7 protein-coding genes are annotated in these 13,529 nt (G+C 44.7%); 4 read left to right on the forward strand and 3 right to left on the reverse strand.

The window, feature by feature from the left end:
* Nucleotides 1-428: 428 nt before the first annotated feature.
* Both aceE and aceF read left to right on the forward strand, forming a co-directional pair.
* Complete coding sequence (gene aceE / locus AC0VYG_RS11495; RefSeq protein WP_475432401.1) at nt 429-3,095, forward strand: pyruvate dehydrogenase (acetyl-transferring), homodimeric type; 2,667 nt, start codon at nt 429-431, stop codon at nt 3,093-3,095.
* A gap of 90 nt (nt 3,096-3,185) precedes the next feature.
* On the forward strand, nt 3,186-5,153 hold the full coding sequence (aceF, locus tag AC0VYG_RS11500) for a pyruvate dehydrogenase complex dihydrolipoyllysine-residue acetyltransferase (protein WP_475432402.1): 1,968 nt from the start codon (nt 3,186-3,188) through the stop codon (nt 5,151-5,153).
* 112 nt (nt 5,154-5,265) lie between these two features.
* On the opposite strand, the gene AC0VYG_RS11505 is transcribed toward aceF, so the two are convergent.
* A complete protein-coding gene (locus AC0VYG_RS11505; RefSeq protein ID WP_475432403.1) occupies nt 5,266-6,423 on the reverse strand; it encodes a patatin-like phospholipase family protein in 1,158 nt (385 codons plus the stop codon).
* A 217-nt stretch (nt 6,424-6,640) separates the two neighbouring features.
* On the opposite strand from AC0VYG_RS11505, the gene pgm reads away from it, so the two are divergent.
* Entirely contained in the window at nt 6,641-8,287 is a 1,647-nt protein-coding gene (gene pgm / locus AC0VYG_RS11510) for a phosphoglucomutase (alpha-D-glucose-1,6-bisphosphate-dependent) (RefSeq protein ID WP_475432405.1), read from the forward strand.
* 103 nt (nt 8,288-8,390) lie between these two features.
* Here pgm and AC0VYG_RS11515 read toward each other — a convergent pair whose 3' ends face one another.
* Nucleotides 8,391-9,134, reverse strand: a complete 744-nt coding sequence (locus AC0VYG_RS11515; RefSeq protein WP_475432406.1) for a spermidine synthase — start codon at nt 9,132-9,134, stop codon at nt 8,391-8,393.
* Nucleotides 9,135-9,220: 86 nt separating this feature from the next.
* Complete coding sequence (gene ydiJ, locus AC0VYG_RS11520; RefSeq protein WP_475432407.1) at nt 9,221-12,301, reverse strand: D-2-hydroxyglutarate dehydrogenase YdiJ; 3,081 nt, start codon at nt 12,299-12,301, stop codon at nt 9,221-9,223.
* Nucleotides 12,302-12,509: 208 nt separating this feature from the next.
* On the opposite strand from ydiJ, the gene AC0VYG_RS11525 reads away from it, so the two are divergent.
* Nucleotides 12,510-13,445: a 1-aminocyclopropane-1-carboxylate deaminase/D-cysteine desulfhydrase gene (locus tag AC0VYG_RS11525; protein ID WP_475432408.1), complete on the forward strand. Its 936-nt coding sequence runs from the start codon at nt 12,510-12,512 to the stop codon at nt 13,443-13,445.
* Nucleotides 13,446-13,529 lie beyond the last annotated feature (84 nt).

The following is a 13,529-nucleotide window of genomic DNA, read 5'->3' on the forward strand; positions in this document are numbered from 1 at the left end:
TCGAAATCGTTTTATCACTAAGACGGTTTCTCGGACCAGTGGCCATGTTTAAGAGTCAATTTTGCTCAGTACATTGGTTGCTCGCAAGAATTTTTATGCTTTTGATGGTGTCTTGAACAACGAGACATAATGTCCACAAAAAGCGAACACCAGACTTGAAAAACAAGTCTATTTGGAAACGAGCTCAGCAAAATTTTTGGTGATCGAAAAGCGTAGGTAGTGTCTCCAAAAATAATAAATATCTACTTAGATAAATGGAAAACGGTGCCTTCATTACACAAGTAAGACATCGTTTTTTCTTATTTCGGCTGGTTTTTGTCGCGTTATTACTATAAATTTCGCTGGTTCGTTTAAGTAGCCTCCAAGGTTAACCAATAAAATCCTTGGTAGGTTGAAGATCTGTCCTAATAGCGGGGGTTATTAACACTATGACGGAGCAGCATATCCTCGAAGATATCGATCCGATCGAAACTAAAGAATGGGTTGATGCAATCGAGTCTGTCCTTCGAGAAGAAGGGCCAGAGCGCGCACAATACATCTTGGATCGTTTAACAAAAGAGGCTGCGAAAGCAGGCACACCAATGCCAGCCTCCATTACAACGTCTTACCGAAACACAATTGCTCCTCAAAATGAGAAGACATTGCCGGGAGATTTATTTATGGAACGTCGTATTCGTTCCATAATTCGTTGGAATGCATTGGCAATGGTAATGAAAGCGAATCGTCAGGATTCAACTCTTGGTGGTCATATCACCAGTTTTTCTTCTGCCGCAACGCTTTATGACGTTGGCTTTAACCACTTTTTCCGTGGTGCTGATGGTAAGCAGGAAGCGGATATGGTTTTCTTCCAGGGCCATATTTCACCAGGTATCTACGCTCGTTCTTACATAGAAGGGCGTTTAACGGATGAGCAGTTGGATAATTTCCGCCGCGAAGTGGACGGTAAAGGCCTTTCTTCATATCCTCACCCATGGTTGATGCCAGATTATTGGCAGTTCCCAACGGTGTCTATGGGGCTTGGGCCGATTCAAGCGATTTATCAAGCACACGTTATGAAGTATCAGCATAGTCGTGGTTTGATTGATCAAGGTGACCGTAAAGTATGGGCGTTTTTAGGGGATGGCGAGTGTGACGAGCCAGAATCCTTAGGGGCAATTGCACTGGCCGGTCGTGAAAAACTAGACAACTTGATTTTCGTTATCAACTGTAACCTTCAGCGTCTTGATGGTCCTGTGCGTGGTAATGGCAAAATTGTACAAGAGTTGGAAGGTGTTTTCCGTGGCGCAGGTTGGAATGTCATTAAATGCCTTTGGGGTCGTCATTGGGATCCTTTATTTGAAAAAGACGACAAAGGCTTATTGGTGAAACGTATGGATGAGGTTTGCGATGGTGAACTTCAAAACTACAAAGCTAATGGCGGCGCTTACACTCGTGAACACTTCTTTGGTAAATATCCAGAATTGCTCGAAATGGTTAAGGACATGTCTGACGATGACATCATGAACCTTAACCGTGGCGGTCATGACCCATATAAAGTGTACGCTGCTTATGCTGAAGCGACCTCTCATAAAGGTCAGCCCACTGTTGTCTTGGCTCAAACAGTCAAGGGTTACGGTATGTTTAAAGCGGCTGAAGCTCAGAATACAGCCCACCAAACTAAGAAGCTGGATGAAGAGTCTTTGGCGCAATTCCGTGACAAGTTTGGCATTCCAATCACTGACGAAGAATTGAAGGATTTGCCTTACTACCGCCCAGCGGAAGACAGTCCTGAGATGAAGTACTTGCGTTCACGTCGTAAAGAGCTGCATGGTGATTTCCCGGTACGCCGTCATGACTGCGAAGCGCTTGAAGTTCCCTCATTAGAGGCATTTAAGTCTCAAATTGCGGGCACAAAAGGCCGTGAAATTTCGACAACCATGGCGTTTGTCCGTGCTTTAAATGTGATGGTTAAAGATAAAAAAATCGGCAATCGTGTGGTGCCTATCGTGGCCGATGAAGCCCGTACCTTTGGTATGGAAGGTATGTTCCGCCAGTTGGGGATTTATTCATCTGAGGGGCAGCGTTACACGCCACAAGACCATACGCAGATTATGTACTATAAAGAAGATGCGAAAGGTCAGATTCTTCAAGAAGGGATCAATGAGCCAGGCGCATTCTCTGCATGGCTTGCACTAGCAACCTCTTATAGCAACAGCAATCTACCAATGATTCCTGTGTATGTTTATTACTCAATGTTTGGTTTCCAACGTATTGGTGACTTGGCTTGGGCAGCAGGGGATTCACAAGCTCGTGGCTTCTTGATTGGTGCTACAGCAGGTCGTACAACGCTAAATGGTGAAGGTTTACAGCACGAAGATGGTCATTCTCATATTCAGGCTGGCTTGATTCCAAACTGTGTCTCTTACGATCCTACTTATTCATACGAAGTGGCTGTTATCGTCCAAGATGGCTTGCGCCGTATGTATAAAGAGAAAGAGAGCGTTTTCTATTACTTAACAGTAATGAATGAAAACTATGCTCACGAAGACATGCCTGAAGGTGTTGAAGAAGGCATCATTAAAGGGATGTACAAACTTCATACTCATCAGAAGAAAGGCAACAAGAAACAAGTACAGCTACTTGGTTCTGGTGTCATTCTTCGTGAAGTGGAAGCAGCAGCAGAAATTCTTCTTGAAGATTATGGTGTGAATTCAGACGTTTGGAGTGTCACTTCATTCAATGTGCTTCGTCGTGATGGTCTTGATGTAAATCGTTGGAACATGCTTCACCCTGAAAGTGAGCCGCGCCAGTCTTACGTTGAAACATGTTTGGCAGACAAAGGGCCTGTTGTTGCATCAACAGACTACGTTAAATTGTTTGCTGATCAAATTCGCCCATTTGTTAAGAGTACTTACAATGTGCTTGGTACAGACGGTTTTGGTCGAAGCGATACGCGTGCGAAATTGCGTCATTTCTTCGAAATTAACCGTTACTGGGTTGTCGTTTCAGCGTTGAGTGCGTTGGTAAAAGACGGTGAAATCGATGCATCTGTAGTTAGTGAAGCTATTAAGACGTTTGGTTTGGATCCTGAAAAACCAAACCCTGTTACTTGCTAATTATATAACAAGCTAGGTATCTGGCTTGAGCGATCCTCGAGCCAGATAAGTGAATCAGTTTGATGCGTCTATATGACAAAGGAGATTTCCGTGAGTACTGAAATCATTCGAGTACCGGATATTGGTGGTGCGACTGACGTCGATGTAATTGAGGTCAGCGTACAGGTTGGCGACATTGTTGAAGTCGACCAATCTATTATCGTATTAGAAACAGATAAAGCGTCTATGGACGTGCCTTCTCCACTAGCAGGTAAAATCACCTCTATTAAAGTGAAAGAAGGTGACACCGTTTCTGAAGGTGATGACATTCTTGAGCTTGAAGTCGAAGCAGGTGGTGAAAACACTTCTGAAGAGCCAAAGAAAGAAGCACCGGTAAAAGAAGAAGCGCCCGCTGCTGAAGAGAAACCTGCCCAAAAACCAGCCAAAGCGGCGTCTTCTGAGCAAACCGTGTCTGTACCAGACATTGGTGGCGCAACAGGTGTTGATGTTATTGAAGTATGCGTTGCGGAAGGTGACGATGTTCAAGAAGGTGATTCCATTATCGTTCTTGAAACCGACAAAGCGTCTATGGATATTCCTGCACCAGTAAGTGGTAAAGTATCCAAACTTATCATTAAAGAAGGTGATACGGTATCCGAAGGTGATGACATCCTTGTGATTATGGCTGAAGGAGGTTCCACCTCTGAGCAAGCAGAAGAGTCAGAGCCAGAACAAAAGCCTGAAGAAAACGCAGCGCCAGCACAAGAAGCCAGCTCGCACCCCGCTCAAAGTGGTGGCGTCGAATCTGTTAATGTGCCTGATATCGGTGGCGCCACTGATGTTGATGTGATCGAAATCAGTGTTGCTGTAGGCGATAAAGTCGAAGAGGGTGACTCCATCATCGTTCTTGAAACAGATAAAGCGTCTATGGACATTCCTGCGCCTAAAGCGGGTACGGTTAAGTCTGTATCTATCAAAGAAGGCGATAAGGTGTCTGAAGGTGCTCTTATTCTTGAACTTGAAGTGGAAGGCTCCGCAGCAACGCCAGCTCCTAAAGAAGCAGCACCTAAGGCGGCTGAACCCGCTTCGAAACAAGATACAGCGAAACAACAAGCGCCCAAAGCCGCGTCTTCTGACCAGTCTGCCGTGCTGAGTGCACCAGCTAAAAACGTTCATGCAGGCCCAGCTGTGCGTATGTTAGCTCGTGAACTGGGTGTAGATTTGTCTCTTGTTCGCCCAACAGGTCCTCGTGGTCGCATTACCAAAGAAGACTTGCATGCTTATGTTAAAGCAGCAGTTCAAAAAGCAGCGTCCGCTCCTGCCGCTGGTGCGGTAACTGGCGCAGGTCTGCCGACGGTTCCAGATATGGACTTTAGCAAATTTGGCGATATTGAAGTCGTTAAGATGAGCAAAATCCAGAAGTTGACGGCGCAAAACATGGTTCGCAACTCATTAGTTGTCCCCCATGTAACGCAGTTTGATAAAGCGGACATTACTGATCTTGAAGCCTTCCGTAAGGGCCTAAAAGGCGAAATGGAAAAACAAGGTGTGAAATTAACGCCACTTCCATTCCTTATCAAAGCGGTGGCTCAGGCGATGGTTGCCAACCCTGCGTTTAATGTCTCTTTGATGGCGGATGGCGAAAGCTATGTGCAGAAGCATTATGTGCATATTGGTATTGCCGTCGATTCACCCGCTGGATTGGTGGTTCCTGTTTTGCGTGATGCAGATAAGAAATCTGTGACTCAAATTGCTAAAGAAGCCAATGAGCTGATTAAGAAAGCGCTTGATAAACAACTTAAATCTGCCGATATGCAAGGTGGCTGCTTCACTATCTCTAGTCTTGGCGCTATTGGTGGTACAGGCTTCACACCTATCGTGAATGCCCCTGAAGTGGGTATCCTTGGGGTTTCTAAGGCGGATATCGAACCGCGCTGGAATGGCAAGGAGTTTGAGCCTCGTACTATGCTGCCTCTGTGTTTGTCCTATGACCATAGAGCAGTGAATGGTGGCGATGCGGGTCGATTTATGACCTATCTGAACTCATTGCTTAGTGACCTACGTCGCTTAACCTTATGATTTAGCTTTAAAATATGGCATCAAAAAACCGCTCAAATGAGCGGTTTTTTTGTTTCACTCTGGCAATAAATACATTCGTTCAAGTCTATTAAATGACTCAATAAATGAGCGTTTAATTGCTAGGCGTAGCGTTTTGCTCATCTTTTTCAAAAAACTGAAGAATGTTGTGTTTTTCGAGCATGGCATCTTTATAACCAAGTTCTATTAGAGCCTTACAATACTCAGGCGTGAAAAGTAGATAACTGGCTGCAGAACTGGCTGTTTGAGAAATGGAGCCCCCCGTTGCTTTGATAAGAACTCGAATGTTTTTGGGTAAGGTGTCGATATAACGTTCCGCGATGGCATTTACTTCTTCTGAGGGAGAAATAATCAGAGTTTCTGAAGGAAGATTGTAAGCTCCGCGTTTCTCTTTCGGAATATCTTGCATTAACTGATTCATAATCTCTAATTGATGAATATCATCCTCAAGATTGTCGATAAATGCACTGTTGAGCAGCTGACCTAATATTTGTGCAACACTTGGCGCTGAGTATTCGTCAGGAAGATCAGACTGTTGGTCTACTCGACGGTTGCCACTGACCCCAATAATAAAGAGCTTTTTTGCGCCCATTTTAATAGCTGGATAAATCGCTGATTTTTGCCTTATGGCACCATCACCATAAAAGTGATCCCAAACCTTCTGTGCGGGAAAAATGCCCGGAATTGCACTGGACGCTAATAAGTGTTCAGTGGTAATGCTATTGATAACACCACTTCGCCTATTGTCATGCCAAGGTCTTATTATATCCGAGCCCTGCATAAAGGTGGTCGATTCCCCCGTACTGTAACTCATGGCGGTGACGGCCAGCGCAATTAAATTCTTGTTTGCAATAGCGGTATCAATGTTTGAGAAATCGAGAAAGCTATCAAGAAGCTCTCTTAGTGGCGCGTTATCCATCAATGCAATCGGTGTTGCCTGGTTTTGTGTATGAAACAATGAAATGAGCGTTTTGGTAATAGAGGTCGTAATCGGCCAACGTCCCATAGTATAGACTCTATCAGGGGTTAAGTGACGCCAGACAAAGGCTAACTTGGAGACGGCTTTAGTAAAGTTTTCTGCATTGGTGGCCAGCATAGTGGCGTTGAGGGCGCCAGCGGAGGTGCCACAGAGAATCGGAAAAGGAAGCGGACTGCCTTTTACCACCATTCTACCTATGGCGGAAAGCACACCAACTTGGTAAGCCGCACGAGCTCCTCCCCCTGAAAGAATAAGCGCATTTTGATTCATCATAGATCAAAACCATCCTTTTTATTTTGAGTATGGCTTAAGTCGTGCTCGCAGGAAAGTCAGGAAAGAAGGTTTTCCTTCGTATTTTTGGGTTATTTTGTAATGCAATCATCCCAGTAAGTGATTGAGTCTTCATGGAAAACACTTGGCATGGCCGTTGAAACCGTCATAATAATAAGACACACTAATTCGTATCATTTTCTTAAGAGGCATTTGAGACATGGCAATTCATCCACGCGCTGGGCTGTTGGCTGAACAGAGCTCATTGGTTAATATTCCAGAACTCATGACGGCATATTTTATGAAACAACCGGACGTTTCGATCTCATCTCAACAAGTGAGTTTTGGCACGTCTGGACATCGTGGTAGTGCTTTGCAGTCTAGCTTTAATGAGAATCATATTTTAGCCATTAGCCAAGCCATTGCGGATTATCGCAAAAATCAGTCTATTGAAGGGCCTTTGTATTTGGGGAAAGATACTCATGCGTTATCTGAGTCAGCCTTTCAAACGGCACTAAGTGTTCTAACCGCAAACGGTATTCGCGTACGAGTTCAAACTGATGATGGTTTTACGCCCACTCCTGTTATTTCTCATGCCATATTGACACATAATGCTAAGGCCACTTCATCCGATAGAAGTGATGGTATTGTCATCACCCCATCCCATAACCCACCAGAAGACGGTGGATTTAAATATAATTCGATAAAGGGGGGCCCCGCCGATAAGGACATAACCGATTGGATTGCCAAACGTGCAAACGCTCTGTTGGCAAGCGAGCTTGTCGATGTGAAGTCTTTTTCGAACAATGAAGTAGAGGCTTCAGGGTTGGTTGAAGAGTTTGATTACATTAGACATTATGTTGATGACCTTGAAAACGTGATTGATATGTCAGCGATTGCTAAGGCTGGCATTAAAATTGGTGTTGATCCGATGGGAGGCTCGGGCATTTATTTTTGGAGACCTATCGCGGAGAAATATGGATTAGACATCACCGTTGTCAATAATGAAGTGGATCCAACATTTCGCTTTATGCCTCTTGATAAAGATGGCCGAATTCGTATGGATTGTTCGTCTCCTTATTCCATGCAGAACCTACTGAAATTAAAAGACAACTTTGATATTGCCGTGGGCAATGACCCTGATTACGACCGCCACGGCATTGTTTGTGCCGGTTTTGGCTTGATGAACCCGAATGCCTATTTGGCGGTAGCAATTGAGTATTTATCTTCTCACCGTCCAACATGGTCGAAGAACATTCAGTTTGGTAAGACCCTCGTATCCAGTGGCATGATAGATAGGGTGGTCGACGGGTTAGGTCGCCAGTTATGTGAAGTCCCGGTCGGTTTCAAGTGGTATGTCGAGGGGCTATTTGAGGGCACAATGGCGTTCGGAGGAGAAGAAAGTGCCGGTGCTTCCTTCCTGCGTCATGATGGATCGGTTTGGACGACAGACAAAGATGGTTTTATTATGGCGCTGCTTGCAGCTGAGATTTTAGCGGTGACAGGCAAAGATCCACAAACCTTATACGAAGCACAAGTGGCCAAGTATGGTAAACCCTATTATAAACGCATTGATGTGGTTGCAACTCCTGAGCAGAAAAAAATTCTTGGTGCATTAGATAAAGAGGATGTTACGCAAACCACGCTAGCAGGCGAAGAGATTGCGAGCGTGTTGACACACGCCCCGGGGAATGACGCTGCCATTGGCGGTTTGAAGGTGTCGACACAAAATGGCTGGTTTGCTGCTCGCCCTTCAGGAACGGAAAATGTGTATAAAATTTATTTGGAAAGCTTTATCTCAGAAGAGCATTTAGCGAAGTTGGAAACAGAAGCGAAAGCCTTAGTTGACAGCGTTTTGCCAGCTTAGTTTACATAAACAATGCCCTCTACATAAGGTACAAAAAGGACGCTCGCATGCGTCCTGTTTGTATTATTTCGGGTGCCATGCATAAGAAAGCGAAAAGTTATTGTTATTCAATAGTGTAAAGTCGAGATAGCCACTTATTGAGTGGGAAACCAAGCTGTTGGCTTACTTTCTGGGCAACAGCTTTTAGCTCTTTGCTGTTCATTTCGTTCTTGATTTTACCTGCTAGTACGACCCAGTTTCCACTGCCTGTATCTAGTGCGCGAATATCGCGGAATGAGGCTTTTAGTGTCGAGATTAAATGGGGGTCATCTTTATGATTTATCCAACAATTTAGAGCTAACCAGCCGTCTTCTTTGATCTGTTGTGCGCAGTTTTCAATAAAGCTTTTTTCTAGAACACCGTGCTCCATGCCATCGGTGTTATACAGGTCTGTCATTAGAATATCGACCTTTCGATTAAAACCTTTTTTAATGTACTCTTGGGCATCAGCGTGTTCGATTTGAATGCGTTTGCCTTGTGGTACCTTGAAGTACATTTTGGCCGATTCAATCACTTCTTCCCTAAGTTCTACTGCGGTAATTTGTATACTGGGTACAGCATGATAAAGAGCGCTTAACAGTGTGCCTCCACCTAATCCTAAAATCCCCACGCGTTTGGGCTGACAAAAGAGCAACGTCAGGGTCATGGCCTGTGTGTACTCATGTTGTAATATATGAGGCGTCGCTAATTTGATACGGCTTTGCTCATCTCCATCAGCGAAAGATAAAATACGAAACTTTCCATCGTCATAAACACGAATAGGGCCGAACTCGTCTGCACTGTCATGTAGCAAGTTAAGATAGTTCATGGTTTTCCTTTTAAATAAATCGAGCCAGGCAGCAGCTGGCTCGATTGGCAAGTGCGAGGTAGGGCTCCCGTAGGGAATACCCAGTATTACGAAGTAGCCGCTGATTGTTTAAGATGTTTCAGTAGTATCTGCGCAGGATGGGGAAGTGTAGCATCATCCAAACGTTTTGCCTGACTCCGGCAAGAATAGCCAGTTGCAACCAGTTTACCAGCAAGTGCTGGGTCATGTATTTTGTCTTTCCAGGACAGCTCATAGATGACTTTAGAGGTGTCTGCATTATTGGCTTCATGGCCGTAGGTACCAGCCATGCCACAGCAACCAACATCTTCGACCTTTAGTTCCAAACCAAGCATTTTGTATACCTCTTGCCAATTCTTGATCGATCCTGCCGCATTGGTCTTTTCTGTGCAGTGGGTCATTAAATGGTAGGTGCTGCCATCCCCGGAAAGAGGTTGATTTTGTAAATGTTCTGCTTGCTCTGCCAGCCACTCCTGCATAAGTTGAATCGTAGGGATTTGTCGGCTATCACCAAAAGCTTTGCTGTATTCTGATCGGTAGGTAAGGGTCATTGAAGGATCAATGCCAACAAAGGGCAAACCGTAGAATGACAGACTTTGTAACATGTCTAGATTTTTACGGGCGGCTTTCTCAAATGCTTTCATAAAACCATGAACATGCAGGGGTTTACCATTTGGTAGGTAAGGGGCAAGGTACGCTTGAAAGCCAAGACGAGTCAGCATTTCCATGATATCCAATACCAGTTCTGTCTCAAAGTAGCTGGTAAAGGCGTCCTGAACAATGATGACGGCACGCTTTCTATCTTTAGGGCTGAGTGATTCGATGGCCATCGGCGTGGCCAAGCGTATGCCTCGACGAGACATTTCTTTTTTAAGATTGATCGCGCTCAGTGCCGGGCTATCGGTCAAGCCCAAGTATTTGCTGCTTAGCTGATTGATCCAACGGTTTTTAACAAGCCAATTATATGGCTGTGGAAACATAGAGAGCGTTGGCATCATAAACTCAAGAGAGCCGATTAAATAGTCCTTTATTGGACGTAGGTAGCGACTGTAATAAAGCTCTAAAAACTTGGCGCGAAATTCTGGCACATCAACCTTAATAGGGCATTGTCCGACACAAGATTTACATGCCAAACAGCCCATCATGGACTCGTGTACTTCGTTGGAAAAATCATATTTCCCGCGACGCTTGGCCAGCGTGTTTTTTAAGCGAGGAATAAACTGCCATATGAAACGACTGTTTTTTATCTCTTTGCTTACTTTTAACGTATCCACACCATGCTCACTCATACCACGCAACCATTCGCGCATTAGCGAGGCTCGCCCCTTTGGTGAATGACGACGATCACGTGTGCCTTTCCAAGAAGGGCACATGGCATCATTAGGGTCAAAGTTGTAACAGGCGCCATTGCCATTACAGTACATACCTTCTTTAAACTGATCTCGATTATGCAAAGGGATTTGTCGGTCAAACTGACCGCGTAACGGCACTTCGTCGATTTTCAGAAGGTCAGCCCCAAGCTCAAATGGTGTGGCTATTTTGCCTGGGTTGAGTTGGTTTCTCGGGTCAAAGGCTCCTTTGACTTGTTGAATACTCGGGTAAAGCTCACCAAAGAAGGAGGGCGAATATTCAGAGCGAACCCCTTTACCATGCTCACCCCAGAGTAAACCATGATACTTTTGCGTTAAAGCGACCACTTTATCGGTAATGTCGCGAATCATCGGCTCTTGGGATTCGTCTTTTAGGTCCAGTGCGGGGCGAACGTGTAAAACCCCAGCATCAACATGACCAAACATGCCATATTGAACTTTATAACTGTCTAAGACGGCACGAAACTCCATGATAAAGTCAGCGAGATTTTCCGGAGGTACGGCAGTATCTTCGACAAATGGAATTGGGCGTTTTTCCCCTTTGGCGTTGCCTAACAGTCCAACGGATTTTTTACGCATTGCCCAAAGCTTATTGACGTTGTCATGCCCCATAGCAACGGTATAGCCTAGAGCGCTACTTCCAGACCCTTCTTTATTCGCGTTATCTAGCTTGTCTGTCAGTACTTTGATGCGCTTAGCGACCTCTTGCTCATCATTTCCCGTGTATTCAACAAGATTGATTCCTTGGATGTTTTCGTCTTCGTTTTCAGGGAAGAACTCAGAGACAGAACCCCAAATAATGTCGCCTTTCGCTAAGCCCAGTACTTTTGAGTCAACCGTTTCAATAGAGGTCGGTTTGGCTGCTAATAATTCACGAGCGTGGCGAAGGGAGCCTTCAAAGCTATCGTAGCGGATGTTAACTAATGCAGCATAGGTTGGAATTGGCAGCAAGTTAACCTTCGCTTCGACAATAAACCCTAACGTTCCTTCGGAGCCACATAGAATCGAGTTTAAATTAAATTTGCCATCGTCGGTACGAATATGGGCTAAGTCGTAACCTGTTAAACAACGATTTAATTCAGGGAAAGTGTCACTGATCTCTTGCTGCTTCGTTTTTTGGATCGAATCAATTACCCGATGGGCATGGGCAACGTAATCGCTTCCAGATTTAATTTTCTCCAATGTATCATCATTGATGGGAGCCGACTCATGTAATGTACCATCCAAAAGAACCGTTTTGAGTGACAATACGTGGTCTCGCGTTTTGCCATACATTACTGAGCCTTGTCCGCTTGCGTCGGTGTTGATCATGCCGCCGATAGTGGCTCGATTACTGGTCGACAATTCAGGGGCAAAAAATAATCTATGTGGCTTAATGGCTTTGTTAAGCTGATCTTTTACTACTCCCGCTTCAACTCGTGCCCAACCTTCTTCCACATTGATCTCAAGGATACGATTCATGTATTTAGACAAATCGACAATCAGACCATCCGTGAGGGATTGACCATTGGTTCCTGTCCCGCCACCACGAGGGCTGAGTACAATATCGTGAAAAGTATCCTCGTTACTCAGCTTAACAAGACATTGAAGATCTTCAGCTGTTTTGGGGTAAATAACCCCTTGAGGTAAGACTTGGTATATGGAATTGTCCGTCGACAAGACAATTCGGTTGGCATAATCAGGATTGGTGTCCCCGGAAAATCCTGAAGCCTTCAGGCGCTCAATAAACGAGAGGTATTTAGCCTGAACGGGCGAGACTTCAGAAAGAGATGGAATCATGTATCTTTTACTCCGTTAATGATGACTGACAAAATTTTAACAAAGAAATGCCATGCATAGGGACATTTGTTCTCTATTATCTTTGTCTTACTGTTGAACTTATTTTAAAAGCTGAGGTCAAACGGTAGGAATGCAGTAGAATGTTCCCTTATTTTGCTTCCTTCAATATATGCTAGAATTCGCCTCGACTAACCATCGAGGCTTTTTTTTGTCCATTATTCAACCTTTTATCATCCCTAAGTACTATCGAAGTCCGCTTAGCCACGGTCAGATCTTTGTCTATCGAGGTGATCTTGAACACCCTTATGCGCCGGGTAATAAGTGGCATAAGTTGAAATATCATCTGTTGGAAGCTCAAACACGACAGGCTAAGTTCATTGCCACTTTTGGTGGGCCATACTCGAATCATCTTCATGCGTTCGCTCAAACGCTTTATACGCACCAAGCGTTTAAAGCGATTGCAGTGATTCGCGGAGAACTTCATCCACAGCTCACACCAACATTACGTGACATGGTTTGGAATGGCGTTGAGCTATGGCCTGCATTAAGACGCGACTACAAACGAGGTATGAATGCGGATGTGGTAAAGCAAATTAATGCATTATACGATGATGTTTACTGGATTCCTGAAGGTGGCGGAGGTGTTTTAGGAGCCCAAGGTTGTCTAGATTGGGCGAAACATATTGGTACATTAGATAATCAATATGATGCTTGGGTAGTGTCTGCAGGAACGGGCACGACAGCAGCAGGGTTGTTATCACATCCTCAGTCTGCGGATTTGCACGTTACTAGTGCCTTAAAAGGTGCAGAGCAACAACGAGCCGTCATATTAGCGCTCGCCTCATCATTAAGACCGTCGGATAGATTACAGACAATGGATAGCACTAAGAACAAACAAGACTTAGATAAGCGTTTGTTTTTTCACTCTGAGGCCCATGAAGGCGGTTTTGCCAAACACAGTGAGGCGTTGCTGGAATTTATTGACGAATGTAACACGGTGAACCCTGACCTGCCGTTAGATCCCATATATACTTGCAAAGCCCTCTTTCATATTATGAGACAATGGCGTAAAGGGAACTGGCCCTATCAACGAACCCTAATGATTCATACCGGTGGCTTGCAAGGTTGGCGTGGTTATGAGTAAAACAGGATAGATCACCAGATAGCGATAAGAGCCTGCTTCATGTTAAAGTGGCGCGGCACGCAGGAAATAAAAAGAGCAAGACAA

It is taken from the genome of Marinomonas sp. 63XJN7_7_ISO-PGPR-S23-202 (genome assembly GCF_056173505.1).

Excerpts from the sequence above, each read along its gene's own strand:
- AC0VYG_RS11505 (WP_475432403.1), bottom strand. The coding sequence starts at position 6,423 with ATGATGAATCAAAATGCGCTTATTCTTTCAGGGGGAGGAGCTCGTGCG.
- aceE (WP_475432401.1), top strand. The coding sequence starts at position 429 with ATGACGGAGCAGCATATCCTCGAAGATATCGATCCGATCGAAACTAAA.
- ydiJ (WP_475432407.1), bottom strand. The coding sequence starts at position 12,301 with ATGATTCCATCTCTTTCTGAAGTCTCGCCCGTTCAGGCTAAATACCTC.
- AC0VYG_RS11515 (WP_475432406.1), bottom strand. The coding sequence starts at position 9,134 with ATGAACTATCTTAACTTGCTACATGACAGTGCAGACGAGTTCGGCCCT.
- pgm (WP_475432405.1), top strand. The coding sequence starts at position 6,641 with ATGGCAATTCATCCACGCGCTGGGCTGTTGGCTGAACAGAGCTCATTG.